The sequence below is a fragment of the Prevotella sp. C561 genome, assembly GCF_000224595.1.
GTDB classification, from domain to species: domain Bacteria; phylum Bacteroidota; class Bacteroidia; order Bacteroidales; family Bacteroidaceae; genus Prevotella; species Prevotella jejuni.
Genome location: NZ_JH114140.1, coordinates 99,804 through 117,135 on the forward strand (window position 1 = coordinate 99,804; position 17,332 = coordinate 117,135).

At 40.2% G+C, this 17,332-nt stretch carries 14 protein-coding genes; 4 read left to right on the forward strand and 10 right to left on the reverse strand.

Translation table 11 applies throughout. The features are described 5' to 3' along the window. The first annotated feature begins 229 nt into the window (after positions 1–229). The 3 genes from HMPREF0666_RS01935 (at position 230) to HMPREF0666_RS01945 (ending at position 2,923) form a co-directional block, all read left to right on the forward strand. Positions 230–427, forward strand: coding sequence for a hypothetical protein (locus HMPREF0666_RS01935; RefSeq protein ID WP_009010610.1), 198 nt, complete (start codon positions 230–232; stop codon positions 425–427). Between the two features lie 18 nt (positions 428–445). Beyond that, positions 446–2,041 (forward strand): hypothetical protein, encoded by a 1,596-nt coding sequence (locus tag HMPREF0666_RS01940; protein WP_009010611.1) that lies wholly within the window; start codon positions 446–448, stop codon positions 2,039–2,041. Between the two features lie 426 nt (positions 2,042–2,467). Next, complete coding sequence (locus HMPREF0666_RS01945; protein WP_009010613.1) at positions 2,468–2,923, forward strand: HU family DNA-binding protein; 456 nt, start codon at positions 2,468–2,470, stop codon at positions 2,921–2,923. 643 nt (positions 2,924–3,566) lie between these two features. On the opposite strand, the gene HMPREF0666_RS01950 is transcribed toward HMPREF0666_RS01945, so the two are convergent. Both HMPREF0666_RS01950 and HMPREF0666_RS01955 read right to left on the reverse strand, forming a co-directional pair. Further along, complete coding sequence (locus HMPREF0666_RS01950) at positions 3,567–4,199, reverse strand: cation diffusion facilitator family transporter (protein WP_009010614.1); 633 nt, start codon at positions 4,197–4,199, stop codon at positions 3,567–3,569. Between the two features lie 70 nt (positions 4,200–4,269). Continuing rightward, complete coding sequence (locus HMPREF0666_RS01955) at positions 4,270–5,064, reverse strand: Cof-type HAD-IIB family hydrolase (protein ID WP_009010615.1); 795 nt, start codon at positions 5,062–5,064, stop codon at positions 4,270–4,272. 134 nt (positions 5,065–5,198) lie between these two features. On the opposite strand from HMPREF0666_RS01955, the gene trmB reads away from it, so the two are divergent. Beyond that, positions 5,199–5,996 carry a tRNA (guanosine(46)-N7)-methyltransferase TrmB gene (gene trmB, locus HMPREF0666_RS01960; RefSeq protein ID WP_009010616.1) on the forward strand — a complete coding sequence of 266 codons (798 nt, stop codon included), beginning with the start codon at positions 5,199–5,201 and terminating at the stop codon, positions 5,994–5,996. Between the two features lie 777 nt (positions 5,997–6,773). Here trmB and HMPREF0666_RS01965 read toward each other — a convergent pair. The 8 genes from HMPREF0666_RS01965 to gcvT all read right to left on the reverse strand — a co-directional run bounded on the left by HMPREF0666_RS01965 (position 6,774) and on the right by gcvT (position 17,327). Continuing rightward, positions 6,774–7,484 carry a LytTR family DNA-binding domain-containing protein gene (locus HMPREF0666_RS01965; RefSeq protein ID WP_009010618.1) on the reverse strand — a complete coding sequence of 237 codons (711 nt, stop codon included), beginning with the start codon at positions 7,482–7,484 and terminating at the stop codon, positions 6,774–6,776. After that, positions 7,459–8,532 (reverse strand): sensor histidine kinase, encoded by a 1,074-nt coding sequence (locus HMPREF0666_RS01970; RefSeq protein ID WP_009010619.1) that lies wholly within the window; start codon positions 8,530–8,532, stop codon positions 7,459–7,461. Before HMPREF0666_RS01970 ends, HMPREF0666_RS01965 begins: the two co-directional genes overlap by 26 nt. 255 nt (positions 8,533–8,787) lie before the next feature. Continuing rightward, a complete protein-coding gene (locus HMPREF0666_RS01975; protein WP_009010620.1) occupies positions 8,788–9,393 on the reverse strand; it encodes a riboflavin synthase in 606 nt (201 codons plus the stop codon). 1,670 nt (positions 9,394–11,063) lie between these two features. Beyond that, a complete protein-coding gene (lpdA, locus tag HMPREF0666_RS01980) occupies positions 11,064–12,428 on the reverse strand; it encodes a dihydrolipoyl dehydrogenase (protein WP_009010622.1) in 1,365 nt (454 codons plus the stop codon). 332 nt (positions 12,429–12,760) lie between these two features. Continuing rightward, positions 12,761–14,251, reverse strand: coding sequence for an aminomethyl-transferring glycine dehydrogenase subunit GcvPB (gcvPB, locus tag HMPREF0666_RS01985; RefSeq protein ID WP_009010623.1), 1,491 nt, complete (start codon positions 14,249–14,251; stop codon positions 12,761–12,763). 31 nt (positions 14,252–14,282) lie between these two features. Further along, positions 14,283–15,593, reverse strand: coding sequence for an aminomethyl-transferring glycine dehydrogenase subunit GcvPA (gene gcvPA / locus HMPREF0666_RS01990; RefSeq protein WP_009010624.1), 1,311 nt, complete (start codon positions 15,591–15,593; stop codon positions 14,283–14,285). Positions 15,594–15,722: 129 nt separating this feature from the next. Further along, on the reverse strand, positions 15,723–16,103 hold the full coding sequence (gcvH, locus tag HMPREF0666_RS01995; protein WP_009010625.1) for a glycine cleavage system protein GcvH: 381 nt from the start codon (positions 16,101–16,103) through the stop codon (positions 15,723–15,725). Between the two features lie 138 nt (positions 16,104–16,241). Continuing rightward, on the reverse strand, positions 16,242–17,327 hold the full coding sequence (gene gcvT, locus HMPREF0666_RS02000) for a glycine cleavage system aminomethyltransferase GcvT (RefSeq protein ID WP_009010626.1): 1,086 nt from the start codon (positions 17,325–17,327) through the stop codon (positions 16,242–16,244). Between the last annotated feature and the right edge of the window lie 5 nt (positions 17,328–17,332).

Below are 17,332 nucleotides of genomic sequence, written 5' to 3' on the forward strand. Positions count from 1 at the left end.
CTCTCTCATATAGGCCAGGCCTAACCTCCCCACTTTTTTCTTCACGCATACGCGCGCGAGGCGTGCCGTGCAACCCCTGTAAACAAAGGACTTTTCGAAGTTTCCTTTGTTCGCTTTTTTGTGTCCCTACGTAAACGAAATAAAAAGAAATTAAGTACGAAATAATAACTTTATTTTAATCAATAATACAGGATACGTTGACTTATGTATCCTCTAAAAATTAAACGAAATGATAGTAACTGAAAGAATGATTTATCAAAAGCCTCAATGCAGCATAGTTTGCACGGAGACAGAATTCTTGTTGAATAACGCCAGTGGTAATGCTGGAAAAATTCAACCTGGTACGGTAACAGGAGAGGCAAAACGAAATGTCTTTAGTGAGCAAGAATTGGATGATGCTTCTTGGAATAATACGGAAAAGAACTAATAACTGTTTGATAAGAAAATGAATAAACTTATGAAAAGATTAACTATAAGTTCGGTAATGCAAGGCATGTGTTATGGTTTTGCAGCTTTATTGCTTACTGCCAGCTGTGCCAATGATGATACGGTGCAGGAGGGGAAACAGAAGAAAAGCGATATCCCTACAGGTTCAACCGTCTTTACAGGTACTTCTCAGCCAGAGGCAACAACACGTACGGCAATCCTTAACCATACAAAGGGTGCTGGTGCTTCTGTGAATTGGAGTAGCAGTGACAAAATATGGGTAAAGGATGATGCTGGTACTTGGCAGCAGAGTGCTGCGGCAACAATACCTTCTGCAGCAAACCAGTCTTATGCTACGTTTGCGTTGTCAGGTACATACACAGGTGCTTCACATGATATTATTTACACCAATAAGGCTGTTACAGGCTCTCAACCACAAGTAGAGATAAAGACAGAACAAACACAATCTTCACCAAATAACTTTAATCATGCAGGTGAATCGGGAGATTGCGGAATAGCCACAGGTAATAAAGCTGGTAATGATTATACATTCACACTTAACCATAAGGCTTCCTATCTTTGCTTAATTCCTCGTACCAACAACGAATATGTAAAGCGCAGCACGTTGATTAAAGTTGAGATTATGAGCGATGATGAGATTGCTGGAACTTATAATATAGCTGCAGACGGCACACTTACGCTTACTTCAGGTGGTTCTAAGACGATTACAGTAACAACTGGTTCGGGCTTTGCAATAGACAATGCCGCTGATGATATGAGTAAGAATGCTACTTATGCAGTCGTTGCTCCTGGTACTCATACTTTCCGTATTCGTTACTGGCTTCGCAATACAACAGACAATCCAAAAGGCGCAATAGAAGGAACAGTTTCTAAAATTGTTACACTTAACTGTACAGCAGGTTCTATCCATGATATTACAGCTAACCTTAATCCGCATAATTATGACGCCAATCATTATTATATGTGGGACGCACAAGATCATTATTGGAAGAATCACGAATGGAACCATGGTGGAAGCCAGCCAACACTTAATAGGATTCTCCCAGGCGGAACAACTTCTAGCGATTACGCCCAGAACAATACGGATTCACGTTACTATCACGAGGGCCTTAATGTATCTCAAGCTATCCATTCATGCAAAAATCTTCCCAATGTGAATGAGATGACATGGTACGCCGCAGAGGGCGATCCTCGTTGGGACGCAGACGAGCTATGGACTACTATGAATCATTTATATAAAGGTGGTATATGGTTTAAGAAGAAGGCAAATATACAGGGATACAATGCAAATACCGCTGTTGATGAAACCGATTGGCGCCCAAGCGAAAACGGCAATGGATGGTTTGTAAGACAGCTCCTGCCTTCTGCTGTTGACGCAGGCAATTATTTCTATCTGCCTGCCATGGGTATGTACGGGGATGATCGGCAAGAAAGTCAGCTACAAGACCTAGACAAGTACGGTCACTATTGGTCGTCAAGTACTATTTTATCGAGTAGTGATTATGCGTTCGGCATGACTTTCGACAAAAATTATGTTCTTATCAACAATACCCGTCGAAAGTTCGGATACAGAGTTGAGCCGTTGTTTGAGTAGCTTTTGTTTAAGAAGGTCTCACCTTGCTTCTCCCCGAAGGGGAGGGAGTGCCTAACGGACAGGGTTCTGATAAATGCGTATTCCGTCGCTGCGCTCACCGTATCTACGTATTGGCGGATGCGTATTTAGCTACTCGTAGATACGCATTGCGCAGCTGTCAGATGCGTATCTAACAGCAGCGCTCACCGCATTTAGCAGCAGCGCTCACCGCATCTAACGGCACGTAGATACGCATTGCGCAGCAAGGGAATACGTATTTAGCAGGAGAAGGATGCTGAAAGGAGGAAGAAGAGACGATGAAAGGCAGGAAACAAACCAAGAAAATAGAATGGGGCAGCATGAAGAAGCGCAAAGAAAGCTGCAGAAGCGTGCTGCCCTACGCTATGATAATAAGAATCTAATGTATAACTTTAAACACGAAGAATCATGAAAATTCGTTTAGTACCAAAGAAAAATCCGCAGAAGCGGGAGGAAGTAAAGTTTTATGCTAACCCTGTTAACCTTGGGCATAAGTCGCTCGATGACATTGCACGTGACATTGCAGGGCGTTCGTCCTTGACTCGTGGTGATGTGTCGAACGTGTTGTATAACTTTATCGATTGTCTGCCCCATTATCTCCGTGATGGTTTCAGTATTCAGTTGGGCGAGTTTGGCTCGATGCGTGTCACACTGTCGAGCAAAGGAGCCGAGAAGGAAGAGGATTTTAAGACCGCAACCATTAAGCCTCGTGTCGTCTTCACGCCTGGCGGAGAATTGAAGCGAGAGTTAGCCGCAAACTCCTACGAGTCGGTGAGGAAGAAGGAAGAGACGGACAAGGATAAGAAAAAGGAGGATAAGAAAAAGAATGGAGGAGGAAGTGGCCCAGTAGCGGGCCAAGGATAGGAAAGGATATTGGGCTAATTGGCCTAATAGGGCTAATAGGGCTAATAGGGCCAATAGGGCCAATAAGGCTAATAAGGCCTAATGAGGCTAATAAGGCTAATAAGGCTAATGAGCCTAATAAGGCCAATATTAAAGAAAGAAAAAGTTCGGTTTTAATAATACTGAATTGATTAATTTAGTTTTAATTATGTTTCCAGCGGGAAGGCATTGATGTGATATCAATGACGATACATCGGTAATTTAATTTTCGTTTCTTGCCCCTGGCACCATGGTTGGTGTCATGGGGCAAGTTTTTTTGTGGTAGCTCGTTGGGGATTTTATCTCTCACAGATTTTCACAGATGAACAGAAGCCTTTCTGCTCACAGGGAGAACCCACAAACGCCGGCAAGCGACGACAGATATCACAGAGCGTTATAGCTAATGTGAGCTGAATGGTTCTGTGTTATCCGTTGACTTAACGTTTCTGTGTACCTTTGTAAAATCTGTTCTTCTGTGTCGTTCTGTGAGAGAATAAAGACCCTTCAGAGTTTTTGAATGATAAGGGGACAGCCTCTGTATATTTGTGTACCTTATAATAATATAAGCTTTAGATTATTAGTCCATATTTTTGGAAAACCTTTCTTTCTACAGAGAAGGGTAGGTTTATGCCTTTGTAAGCGACCTCCCCGTATCCCACAGTAGTCTTTTAGCCCAACGAAGAACGACCAACGCACTTATTACAGCTACTGCAGAGTCTATCCATGTTATATGCCAAAACATAGCGCAGAGTATTCCTATGATAGCTCCAATCTCTGTTAATGCGTCTGAGAGAACATGGAGATAAGCTGCATGACTGTTGTAATCTGTTGTACCGTCGTGACCATGAAGTACAGAAGCACTAATCGTATTTGCCACTAAGCCTATACCAGCTGTGATAAGCGCAAGTTCGTAGTTGAGAATCTCCCTCTCAGCAGTGAAGCGTTCTACTGCCTCTACGATTATAAAGATAGCCATGAGAATCAATAGAATACCACTTGTGAAAGCCGATAGGTTCAGTATTTTCTCTGTGTCATAATGAGTTGTTCCCTTGTTCTCCAATCGGCGCACGAGTATGTAAGCAGCCCAGTTAAGTCCGATAACCAATACGTGTGACCCCATGTGTACGCCATCTGCGAAGAGTGCCATAGAATGGGAAGATAGTCCCACGATTACTTCAGCAATCATTACACAGAAGGCAAAGATAACCACAAAGGCTGTACGCTTCTCTTGTGAAGAACGTTCTATGTTATTTGACATTACTTTCTTTATTTCCTATGTTTAGAATTTGTTTACATCAATACTGACGTCTGAATGTTATAAGCTTTGTTTATGAATTATTGATGACACCAAAATGCGTAAAGGCATTGCGTATTCCGTCATTGTCAACACTTGTTGTTATATAGTCAGCCACAGCTTTTACGCTGTCATTCGCATTGCCCATTGCCACTCCGATACCTGCTGTTTGTAGGATACTGATATCGTTTCCACCATCACCAAAGGCGATACATTCTTCCAAACTCAGTCCAAGATGCTTTGCCATTTGCCTTAAAGCATTCCCCTTGTCAGCTCCTTGTAAGGTTATGTCCGTAAAACTTGGATGCCAACGTGCTGATGTGCAATGTGGCATGAAAGGTAAGACACCTCTCTCATCCTCCTCACTGAAGAAAGGGGTGAGCTGTAAGACTGGTTGATAGAGAAGCGGTTCTACAGGTTTCTGAATGTCTATATTGTTCACATTCAAGTCTTGGACGAATATCTCATCAAAGATATGTTTATGATTGTAAAGCGCCACATCAGTTCTACCACATACCAAAACAGAATAGTCACGTCGACTTGCATCGTCCAGCATAGCTCTCACCTCGTTTTCGGGTATGGGCATAAGCGTAATATCCTTGTCGTCAATGAAAGTTCTTGCCCCATTGAAAGTGATATATCCGTCGATGAGATGACGAATAGAGTCGATATTATTTATAATCGCTACAGGGCGACCTGTAGAAATGAATATCTTCACACCTTGTTCCTTTGCTTGTTTGATAGCCTGTATTGTGGAGGCTGGAATCTGATGTGATTGGAAGGATACTAATGTCCCGTCTATATCGAAGAATGCAGCTTTTATTGCCATGATGTATCTGTTTTAGTGTACAAAGATACAAAAATATCTTGTAATGAGATAAAATAATAGATATACAGTCAGTCTAAATAAATTAAATTCTACTCCTTACAGCCTGTTCCTTATTTTTGTTGTACCTTTGCACTATGAGTAAAGGTAAGTTACAGAAATTTGCAGAAATGGAGACGTTTAAGAATGTTTTCCAATACCCTTATAGCGTTGTTAGTGAAGTTCCGTTTGAGATGCGGGGACATTGGCGAGAGCAGTATTTCCATAATGAGAATCCGATTGTCCTCGAATTAGGATGTGGTAAAGGAGAATATACGGTTGGGTTAGCACGTGTCTATCCAAATATTAATTTTATCGGTGTTGATATTAAAGGTGCTCGTATTTATACGGGAGCAAAGCAGGCCTTGAATGAAGGATTGGATAATGTAGCCTTTCTACGTACAAGTATTGAAATTATCGACCGCTTTTTCTGCGAAGATGAAGTGCAGGAGATATGGCTTACTTTCTCAGATCCACAGATGAAGAATGTGCATAAGCGTCTTACTTCTACTTTCTTCATGAATCGTTATCGTCGGTTCTTGGTTGATGGTGGGTTGGTTCATCTAAAGACAGACTCTAATTTCCTTTTTACTTACACCACTTACATGGTCAATGTGAACAAACTACCTGTCTTATATCGTACGGAAGATTTGTACAACAATGAATTAGGTGAAAAGGAAATGGCGGACTCTCAGATGGACGAGAAGACACGTGAGATTCTTGGTATTCATACTTATTATGAGAATCAATGGATTGAGCGTGGATTGAATATTAAGTATATGAAGTTCCAGCTACCGAGGGCAGGAGAATTGGTAGAACCAGATGTTGAAATAGAACTTGATGATTATCGCTCGTTTAAGCGTACGAAACGTAGTAGCTTATCTACGAGTAAATAATTAGAAGTCTTCTATTTGACTACCAATGGCGTTTTGTCCTACATGCCTTAGGAGCTGATGATATTTCTTGGTATATGTTTATTTCCATGTTTTACCATTGGCGGGACTTGCGGAGTAAAGAGTGATAAATCTTTCTGAAACAAGATAGAAACGATACTCTATATAACAAGAAAAGTTTAAATTCATTTTGCTGTCATATTTAACATTTCGTGTATTTATCCTGTAAACGAGATAGTTATGAGCCTATGAATGATGACAGATATGACAGCAAAATTATTTTTAAGAATTTTGTCGGTTAGTGATAAAACACTTATTCAGGTGTAGAATAATTGTTTTTCATAAGGGATAAAGGTATATAATCCCTAATCTTTTTTCTCTTGCATATTGCCTCTCATGTGTTTTCTTTAATAGATAAGTTTCCTGCTAACAAACTTAATCTTGTTTATCTGTTGTAGAATACTTTTTCGTTGAATATTTTCTACTTTCAGCTTAATCATTTATCACAAAAGAATTGACCTTTTCATAGATGATATTCGGGGGTAATAACATTGTGTAAAAGGGTGGGGGAATGTGCGATATTATAATTCTCTTCAGAACATTGGTATGTAAAAGGAGGTTACTTTTACGCAATGGACTTACTTTTAGTAAACATTAATAGCCTCTTGCATACAGTTGATTATGGGATCAATAAACTAAGAAGACACCAACTCCTATCTGCGCTGAAATCGTTGATAGGAGCTGATGTCTTTTATATGTATAAAAGTTTTTAGATTAAACTTATAATGTGTGTCCGTCAAGATAATCTTGAAGGATAGTCTTATAGCTATCAGAGATTGGTAGAATAGCATCACCGATAACAATACGGAAACGGTCGATTCCATCAATCTTCTTCATGTGCACGATATAAGAACGATGAATGCGCATAAACTCTGGCTTAGGAAGTGACTCCTCTATCTTCTTCATGTTCATCAGTGTCATGATAGGCTTATGGTCATTATTAAGATAAATCTTAACATAATCTTTTAGTCCTTCTATATAGAGAATGTCATCAAACATAATCTTAACCAGCTTATATTCGCTCTTTACAAATATAAAGCGGTCTGTCGAGGCGTTCTCTGCTTGATGTGTAGTCTGGAACCAATCCAATGCTCTGTTAGACGCATCTAAGAAATCATCATAGCTGATAGGCTTCATCAGATAGTCTATAGCATTTGCTTTGTAACCATCAATCGCATACTGACTAAATGCAGTTGTGAAAATAATCTTAGTTTCCTTAGGTAGAATCTTAGCAAATTCAAGTCCGCTAAGTTCAGGCATCTGAATATCTAAGAATATGAGGTCAACCCTATTCTCACGGATGGCTTTTACGCCTTCTACAGCACTATTGAAAACGCCAATAAGGTTTAGGAATAGTGTTTTCTTTGCATAGCTCGCAAGCAAATCCGCTGCTAAAGGTTCGTCGTCAATGATTATACAGTTTAGTGTCATAAATGATTATTTTTGTTGAATATATTTTTCTGTTACTATCATATCCTTTTTCCCATTTGTATTTACCCGGATAGGCAAGTTCAAGGCGTCGTTCTACTTGTTTAAGACCTATTCCATGGCCATTTCTTTTGGCTTCTTCCTTAGGGTAATTACTGTTTTCTATAGAGAAAACGATTTTTTCATTATTTGCATCTAACCTTATATGGATAAAGTTCTTGTGTTCTGGACTAATTCCATGTTTAAAGGCATTCTCCAAAAGTGAGATAAATATCATCGGAGCAACATGTATGTTGCAGTTAGAAGGAATGTTACACTGACGTTTAATCTCCACATTCTCTGGTATACGTATCATCATTAAATCAACGTAGTTGTGTAAGAACTCTACCTCTTCTTTTAAGCATACGTATGGCTGTTGATTGTCGTAGAGAATATGCCTTAACATCTTTGATAGGTCTATAATCGCCTTTTGTGCCTTTTCGGTGTCAAAGGCTGTTAGCGCATAGATATTATTCATTGTGTTAAGCAAGAAATGAGGATTGACTTGTTGACGTAGGTTTACCAACTCGGCTTTTGTCATTGCGGTCTCTGCCTCACGCTTCTCCTTTTCAGCCTTCGACCATCTTTGTGCCATCTGTATTGAGGTGGCAACACCAGCACAGATGCTTAAATTGAAGATGTTACGGATGATGAAGAACAAGTGTGGGTATAATTCCTTGTTTTCTACATATATCTGATATGGATAACTCAGTAAGTCTTGCTCGCTTGAAGTATAGTACAACAATCCATGTTGCATGACAGACAAGAATACAATGAGTAGAGTATTAATTATCCAAAATTCCTTTTTACGTCCTTTCAGTAAGATGGGGGCAAGTACAAAATAGTTGATATATGCGACAACCATCATGGATAGTGGGATTATATATAATGAAAGGTCGTTCTGCCAAGATGTATGTCCACTCGGTGCATACAAGATGGGGATGAGGAAAAGTGGAACCCAAATAATTATTTGGCCCCAAAAGCTTTTGAATATGTCTATTTGTTTCCTCATTTACTACCTTTGTTCGTCTATATAATCTATATCTGCAAACAAAGGTAATAAAACTTTTTGTAAAATAAAATGTATTGACGAATTATATGAGAAATATTTACATTAACCTGTGATAATGTATATACAAAAGCCCACTAATTAACTTATTTTTTGTAATATAACTACCCTAAAAGACACTTAATAGCTCCTCTTCTATATTAGTTTTGCATCTTTTAGGGTAGTCTAATCGTATTGTAACAAAAATGTTTACAATACCTATTGTGATAAACGGTTTAATCTTGCAATATATTTGCCGAGTATATCGAACTCAATGTTTACGATTGACCCAATAGAAATGTCTGCAAAATTTGTGTTTTCACGTGTGTAAGGGATGATTGCAACCTTAAAGCTATCTTCTGTTGGTTCACAAACGGTGAGTGAAACACCATTCACTGTTACCGAGCCTTTGTCTACTGTAAAATAGCCACGTTGTGCCATCTCTCGTTTGTAAGGATATTTAAAGGTGAAATAGGTGCTTCCGTCTGCATCTTCCATGTTGATACATTCGGCTGTCTGGTCTACATGACCTTGTACGATGTGTCCATCTAATCTGCCATTCATAATCATAGAACGCTCTATGTTTACACGATCTCCCACCTTAAGCAATCCTAAGTTCGAACGTTCAAGAGTCTCTTTCATTGCGGTGACCGTATAAGTGTCGTCTTGAAAACGTACTACCGTGAGGCACACGCCATTGTGAGCAATACTTTGATCAATCTTCAATTCTTTCGTAAACGAACATTTGAAAGTGAAGTGGATATTCTCTTGTTCATGTTCAATCCCTGTAAGAATTGCCATTTCTTCTACTATTCCTGAGAACATAGCTAAAGTTTTTTGTATTTCCTGTAAGATGTTTGTAAACCCGTATATGCGTGTTATTTGAAGGTTTTTATTGATTCACAGGCTCCTTATAGGAAATTAAGTTGTACATATTTCGTTACTTTGAAAATTGAAAAAGGTGAGGTACCACTTTGGAACCCCACCTCAATCCCTCTTCTTATCAGAAATGGGAAATAGAAAAGTCGTATCGACGATGTGATGAAAAGTCCGAGTATCAATGATAAGAGAGCTCCTCGTCTTTGTAATCCACCGGCCTTGCGGCTTAGTCGCTAAGATGCGTTTTATGTGGCCCGCCATTAACAAAAGAAGTCATCTCGGGTTTTCTAATTTATTTGATGACTATCCCGATCGAATCGATACGACTAAGTCCGTATCCTTTCTGCCTGCAAAGTTAGTATAAAGATTTTTATCTTCCAAACATTTTATACTTAAAAGTAATTACTTTATTGATAGCAAATCGCGGCCGTTAATACCGATGATGGTCTCTGTCATGAGCGGAGAATTGTTAGATAATAGAACGGATTGAACACCATAATGATGCTTTTAGTCTTTCTTGTTTATTGTTTGTTTGATACTAACTGTTTGATTATTATTCCTTTATATGTAGTTGTTTCTTGAGGGGATTTCGCTTCTGATATTGAAAGTGGTGTACGAGCTTTGTCTCATGTTCGTACTTGTTCTTGCGTGGTTTTCGCTTCTGATATTAAAAGTGGTGTATGAGTTTTGTCTTATGTTTGCGCCTGTTCTCGTGTGGTTTTCGTTTTTGATATTAAAAGAGGTTGTTCCATTATATGTGATGAAATAGCTTATAAATGTAAAAAAGGATAGTAATTCCTTTGCTTCCCCACTGATGATTTCACGATTCAGCCAGTTTGTCCTTTCTCTTTTTCTTTCCTTGCAAGGGTAATTTGATTAGTGAGGTTTGTCCTATAAAAGCTGCCTTACTCCTCTATCTGAACTATCGGCCGCTGATTGGAAGGGTGTGATGAAGAGTGGAGCAGTATGCGAGGTTAACCCTATAAAACTTTTGGTAAAGAGGCAATTAACGCTAACCATGGAGACTGAATTTGTAGAGAATTTTCAGTAATCATGCTCCTTATATTTCGGAAAGAGGCTGGAGAAGATGACAGAAGAGGCCTTTCTCTGTTCAAGAATATGCCCTTCTTGCATATAGAAGACGCCCTTCTTGGAGCAAGAGGGGCGTCTTCTTTAACGCTGTATGTAACACATTGATTACTTGTATATTATATCTTTTGTTGTAGAGTGCGTATAGTCGTGTCTTGAGATGGTTTAGTGTAATGCTTTGTAAAGATATTTTGCGGTTTTAATAATTCCTCCAAAATGTGGGTTGAGTACCGAGATTGCATTATGAAGATACTGATGAAAGAAGTAGGATACTTTCGTCTCACACTGTGTAATACTACATTTTGTACACATGTAGAGCTACAGACAAGTGCCTTCGTCCTTTCTCAAGATCAATATGTATTGACTGAGGTGGAGTAAGGGTGGGGAAGGTAATCAAAGAGTTAGCCCCCTATAAGATGCTGGTAAAAGGTTAATACTAACCATACAGCTCCTCTTATAGGGGTTAGCTCATTAGTTATAAGATTGTAAGAAATATTTAAGCTATCACTCGAAAGTCCCGATGAACCTTAAATAAGTGCATCTTGAAGAATCTCACCTAATGTGGGATGGATGTGAATGATGTCACGTATCTGTTCTAACTTAGCGTTACAATTCATCAATGCCGCAACCTCCTGAATAAGATCAGCAGAGTGTGCTCCAAAGCAATGAGCCCCGAGAATAGTACCGTCTTCAGCAAAGAGAATCTTTATCATACCTTCAGTCTCTTCCATACTTAGGGCTTTTCCATTAGCTCGATAGAAACCCTTCCGAGTTGTGTATGCAATCTCTTCGCCTTTGCATTGGTCTTCAGTCTTACCGACACAAGCTGCTTCTGGATAGGTGAAGATAGCAGATGGCATTATGTCAAGGTGGATATCATCTTTCTTCTTAAGTATATGATTGACTGCACGGAACCCTTGGAATGTTGCTGCATGAGCTAACATTTGACGTGCATTAACGTCACCAATGGCATAGATTCCTTTTATATTGGTTTCCATATTGTCGTTTACAACAACACCTCTACCATTTGTTTCTATCCCAGTTGACTCAAGACCAATATTGTCGATATTAGCTTGTCTACCCGTAGCAATCAATACAAGGTCGGTTTCTACGCTTGTCTCTTTCCCCTTCTTATCAAATATTACGGTTGTATGGGCTTGTTCACTTTCTGAAGGAGATACAATCTTCTTAACTGCACTTTGCATATAGAAGGTTACACCTCTCTTCTCTAATATCTTTCTCAAGCGTTTTGCAATGTCGCTATCAATAGGGGGGAGACATTCCTTCATGAACTCTATGACAGTAACCTCACTACCAAAAGCAGAGAAAGCTGACGCAAACTCCATTCCTATCACGCCTGCTCCTATGATGGTAAGACGCTTAGGAAGCTTTGGAATAGAGAGTAGTTCGGTGGAGGTAACAATGTTCTGTGCTGTTTTATCTTGTTTCAAGAAGTCTTCCTCAGTCATGAAAGGTGGCATCTTTGAGCGCGAACCAGTAGCAATGATGATATACTCAGCCTCTATCTGTTCGCCATTCACTTCGACAACATGGTCAGAAACAAAGCGAGCTTTCCCTTTTATAAATGTTATACCAGGTTGGCTTAATAATGCCTCTACGCCATCTCGGAGCTGACCCATAACTCCCTCTTTTCTCTCCATGACTTTTGTGAAATCGAGTGGGGGAGGTGTGTTGTAAAGCGAAGAGCCAATGAGATGTATTTCAGCGTCATGTGCAAGACACTTTGTTGGTATACAACCTGAGTTAAGGCATGTTCCACCAGGTTGTCCTTTCTCGATAATCGTTACTTCCAAACCGTTTTGAGCAGCATAGGAAGCGGTCCGGTAACCGCCAGGTCCCGAACCGATTATTAATAGATTTGTCTTTTTCATATTCAGTCTCTATTATAGAGTTAGAGTGTTTAATGTATAGTTTTATGTTTACTGTTGGCTGATAACACTTTAATAAGGATATCTTTTCGCATGTTAGTCTTCGGTAGTAGTTCCATTTTTTCTACTAACATCTTACTTCCGCTATGTAATTATCTTACATGGTGTTAAGTCTACGTTCCTGTCGTGTTTGCTATACGCAACACACATGCAGAATATGAGCACATCGCTCGAAGAGAGTTGCGCGAGTTGCTATTAGTATAATATAATAAGGTGGCTAATGCCGATATCGACTAACATCTGCGAGATTTATTTACCAAACAGTACTCCTATTTCTATACACTCTCTTCTGTGTCGTTGATAAGTTGACGATAAGTAAGGATAGGATGCTTGGCAGCAAGCACATCATCCACACGTCCGATAGGAGTGTTGTAAGGTGCCCCTTTAACTAACTCTGGGTTTTCACGAGCCTCTTTAGCAATGATATGCATCACTTCGATAAATCCATCAATCGTGTCTTTGCTCTCTGTTTCGGTAGGCTCAATCATCATTGCCTCATGGAACAGAAGTGGGAAATAGATTGTTGGGGCATGATAACCATAGTCGAGCAAGCGTTTAGCTACATCCATTGTCGTAACTCCTGTACTCTTGTCCTTCAAGCCATCGAATACAAACTCATGCTTACAAAGAGTGTCAATAGGAAGTTCATAATCATCCTTCAGACATTCCTTGATATAGTTAGCATTCAGTGTTGCAAATGGTCCCACCTCTTTTATATGCTTCTTACCAAGTGTGAGAATATATGTATAGGCACGGAGGATGACGAGGAAATTACCGAGATAACCACTGATACGGATGTTTGCAGTTGAGAACTCTTCTGTATTCTCTGAGTCTTCAATAACAAATCCATCCTTTGTCTTGCTTACATGTGGCTTTGGAAGGAATGGTATCAGTTTCTCACAAACACCAACAGGACCTGCGCCTGGTCCACCTCCGCCATGAGGGGTTGAGAATGTCTTATGGAGATTGAGGTGGATAACGTCAAAGCCCATGTCTCCTGGGCGTGCTGCCCCTAACAGTGGATTGAGGTTAGCACCATCATAGTAGAGCAAACCACCACACTCATGAATGAGCTTAGCAATCTCAGGAATATCTTTCTCGAATAGTCCTAACGTGTTAGGATTGGTCATCATCATTCCTGCAATGTCGTCACCTAAGAGTGGCTTTAAGTCGTTTACATCAACAAGACCATCCGATGTACTCTTTACCTCTACTATTTCTAATCCACAAACTGCGGCTGATGCAGGGTTAGTTCCGTGCGCAGAGTCAGGTACAATAACCTTTGTACGTTTCTTGTCACCACGCTGCTGATGATAAGAAGCAATGAGCATCAAACCCGTAAGTTCGCCATGTGCACCAGCGTATGGGTTGAGTGTGACATCAGCCATACCTGTGATAGAAGCAAGTGCACGCTGGATATTATACTCCACTTCCAATGCTCCTTGCACTGTTTCAATAGGTTGATGAGGATGCAAGTCAGTGAATGAAGCCATAGATGCGACCTCTTCGTTAATGACAGGATTATATTTCATGGTGCAAGATCCCAATGGATAGAACCCATTGTCTACACCAAAGTTGTTTTCGCTATGGTTAGTATAATGGCGCACAACGGTCATCTCGTCACATTCTGGTAGCTCAGCATCCTTCTCTCTCTTGCAGAAATCGGGTAAAGGATGATGTCCAAATTGATTTTCTGGGAGGCTGTAAGCACGTCTTCCTGGGTGTGATAACTCAAAAATCAGATTGCCATATAGTTTATTGTTCATTGTTGTTTAGATTTAGAAAGACATGGTGTTACTATAATAATCCGACGAGTGTGTCAATCTCCTCTTTAGTTCGTTTCTCTGTAACGGCAATAAGGAGTTTGTCATCATCAACCTTTATTCCTGGGAGAATACCCTGCTGTATAGCCTTATCGAAGAACTTGTCGCGGTCTTCAACATGCACAAGGAACTCGTTAAAGAAAGGCTTGTCGTAAACAAGTTTAACTCTTTTAGAATTAAGGAGTTGCTCGCAAAGATAATGAGCAGCATCGTAACTTATCTGTGCTGCCTCTTTCAGGCCTTCTTTTCCCATTATGCTCATGTAGATAGTAGCATAAAGAGCCATCAAACTCTGGTTAGAACAGATGTTGGAAGTAGCCTTCTGTCGACGGATATGCTGCTCACGTGCTTGCAAAGTAAGGGCAAATACGCGTTGACCACGACTATCCACTGTCTTACCAACGATACGTCCTGGGAGTTTACGCATAAGCTTTTCTGTTGAACACATATAACCTGCGTAAGGTCCACCAAAGCCCATTGGCAATCCAAGACTTTGAATATCACCGACAGCAATGTCCGCATTCCACTCCTTTGGAGTCTTTAGTAAGGCGAGGTCGGCAGCAACACTATTAATGATGAATAGTGCTTTCTTATTATGACAGGTGTCTGCAAAGCCCGTGAAATCTTCAATGATTCCATATCGGTTAGGCTGCTGTACGATAACACCAGCTACACCCCCTTCTTGCATCCTTGCCTCTAAGTCGGCGTGTGATGTTACACCATCAACGGCCTTGATGGCTTCCAGTTTGATGCCATGGAAGTGTGCGTATGTTTTTAATACACCAATGATATTCTTGCACAACGTTTCAGAATAGAGCACTGTATCAGCTTTTTTCGCATTGTCAAAAGCCACCATCATAGCCTCAGCAGTGGCTGTAGTGCCTTCATACATGGATGCATTGGCAATGTCCATACCTGTAAGTTCTGCCATCATACTTTGGAACTCAAATATATAATGGAGTGTACCTTGTGATATTTCAGCCTGATAAGGTGTATATGAAGTTAAGAACTCAGAGCGACTTAGAAGGTGATTGATAACGCTTGGAGCGTAATGGTCGTACACTCCACCACCTGCAAAGCAAGTCAGTTTATTGTTCTTTTGACCGAGTTTCTCGAAGAACTTGCGTATTTCTAACTCGCTCATCGTGTCAGGGAGGTCATAGTCTCCCTTAAAACGGATACTCTCTGGTACCTCTGCATAAAGCTCATTAAGGTTCTTTATGCCGACACGTTCAAGCATCTGTTGGATATCCTCACTTGTATGAGGTAAGAATTTATGAATCATTTGTTTAGGACTGATTAGGTTAGTGTAGGCTGTTATATTAAGGAGGTGAGCGTTTATAAGTGAGGATAGGCTGTTCTTCTCTTCAGCTATTCAGTACCTATAAACGCCCACGTGTGGTGTTATAGGACTTTACTCAGCGCAGAACTCCTCGTATGCTTTTGCATCCATAAGGTTCTTAAGTTCAGCTGTGTCTGACAGTTCAACCTTTATGATCCAGTTTTCGTAAGCGTCTTTGTTCAGCAAACCTGGCTCATCCTCCAAGCTCTCATTTACTTCAATGACCTTACCAGAAACAGGGGCTTTGAGGTCGGAAGCGGCTTTCACGCTTTCAATAGCACCGAAATCATCGTCTATTTCAATGTCGTCATCAACATCAGGCATATCCACATAGACTACATTACCTAATGCGTGCTGTGCATAATCGGTAATTCCAATATACCCAATGTTACCTACTACTTTAACAAATTCGTGTGACTCTGAATAATAGAGTCCTTCAATTACTTTTGACATAATATGTTTATTTATGATTGTTTATTAGTTATCTCTTATACGTGGGATGGATTATATTGACATTATGTATAGTCATTCTTTTTTATAAAGACTATTCAACCTCAATATAATCCGTCCATTATAGTTTCTTATCAGACCTTATTTCTTATAGTGATTGTCGTAGAATTTCTTCTTAACGACCGTTCCTGGGAAAGTCTTCTTGCGTATTTGGATGTCAACTCTATCGCCCATTTGAATGGACTCATCGACTAATGCAACAGCACAACTCTTATCTGTAGAGATAAGACGATAGCCTGTAGTCACTTCACCGACTTCTACACCGTCCTTAAGAACCTTGTATCCGTGGCGAGGAATAGCATTTTCGTCTAATTCAATACCACGAAGACGCTGACGGACTCCCTCTTTCTTCTGTTTCAAGAGAGCTTCCTTGCCGATGAACTCATCCTTATCAAATTTTACAAACATAGATAGGCCAGCCATGACAGGGGTTATCTTGTCAGAAAGTTCATTTCCATAAAGAGGCATACCCACCTCGAAACGCAATGTATCTCGGCAGCCCAGACCGCATGGTTTAACGCCTGCTTCCATCAGCTTGTCCCACACTTTAACAATATACTCAGGTGTTCCATAGATTTCAAAACCATCTTCACCTGTGTAGCCTGTACGAGACACGATAACGTCAACGCCATCTTGCTTTAAGCACTTAACCTCATAGAACTTCAGATCTTTACAGTCAAGACCGAGCACCTCCTCTAACATCTTCTCAGCCTCAGGACCTTGAACGGCTAATTGACCGTATGCTTCACTCTTGTTCTCAATGGTAACATTGAAGCCTTCAGCGTTTTGTTCAATCCATGCTACATCTTTGTCGATGTTTGAAGCATTGATAGTCATCAAGTAAAGCTGGTCGGCAAGTTTACAAATACAGGTATCATCTACTACACCACCATCTGGATAGCATATCATACCATAGAGTACTTTCCCTGCAGCAAGTCCGTTCACATCGTTTGTAAAGATGTGATTAATGTACTTATCAGCGTCGGGACCGCTTACGACAACTTCTCCCATGTGAGAGACATCGAACACTCCACAATGTTCTCTAACGGCATTATGCTCATCAATAATGCCTGTGTATTGAATGGGCATATCGAATCCAGCGAATGGAGTAATTAGTGCGCCTAATGCAACGTGTTTGTCATAAAGGCAAGTTCTTTTGTTTGTCATATTGT

What these genes read in the sequence shown, in the direction of transcription:
- HMPREF0666_RS01935 (WP_009010610.1), top strand. Translation starts at nt 230, where the DNA reads ATGATAGTAACTGAAAGAATGATTTATCAAAAGCCTCAATGCAGCATA.
- HMPREF0666_RS01940 (WP_009010611.1), top strand. Translation starts at nt 446, where the DNA reads ATGAATAAACTTATGAAAAGATTAACTATAAGTTCGGTAATGCAAGGC.
- HMPREF0666_RS01945 (WP_009010613.1), top strand. Translation starts at nt 2,468, where the DNA reads ATGAAAATTCGTTTAGTACCAAAGAAAAATCCGCAGAAGCGGGAGGAA.
- HMPREF0666_RS01950 (WP_009010614.1), bottom strand. Translation starts at nt 4,199, where the DNA reads ATGTCAAATAACATAGAACGTTCTTCACAAGAGAAGCGTACAGCCTTT.
- HMPREF0666_RS01955 (WP_009010615.1), bottom strand. Translation starts at nt 5,064, where the DNA reads ATGGCAATAAAAGCTGCATTCTTCGATATAGACGGGACATTAGTATCC.
- trmB (WP_009010616.1), top strand. Translation starts at nt 5,199, where the DNA reads ATGAGTAAAGGTAAGTTACAGAAATTTGCAGAAATGGAGACGTTTAAG.
- HMPREF0666_RS01965 (WP_009010618.1), bottom strand. Translation starts at nt 7,484, where the DNA reads ATGACACTAAACTGTATAATCATTGACGACGAACCTTTAGCAGCGGAT.
- HMPREF0666_RS01970 (WP_009010619.1), bottom strand. Translation starts at nt 8,532, where the DNA reads ATGAGGAAACAAATAGACATATTCAAAAGCTTTTGGGGCCAAATAATT.
- HMPREF0666_RS01975 (WP_009010620.1), bottom strand. Translation starts at nt 9,393, where the DNA reads ATGTTCTCAGGAATAGTAGAAGAAATGGCAATTCTTACAGGGATTGAA.
- lpdA (WP_009010622.1), bottom strand. Translation starts at nt 12,428, where the DNA reads ATGAAAAAGACAAATCTATTAATAATCGGTTCGGGACCTGGCGGTTAC.
- gcvPB (WP_009010623.1), bottom strand. Translation starts at nt 14,251, where the DNA reads ATGAACAATAAACTATATGGCAATCTGATTTTTGAGTTATCACACCCA.
- gcvPA (WP_009010624.1), bottom strand. Translation starts at nt 15,593, where the DNA reads ATGATTCATAAATTCTTACCTCATACAAGTGAGGATATCCAACAGATG.
- gcvH (WP_009010625.1), bottom strand. Translation starts at nt 16,103, where the DNA reads ATGTCAAAAGTAATTGAAGGACTCTATTATTCAGAGTCACACGAATTT.
- gcvT (WP_009010626.1), bottom strand. Translation starts at nt 17,327, where the DNA reads ATGACAAACAAAAGAACTTGCCTTTATGACAAACACGTTGCATTAGGC.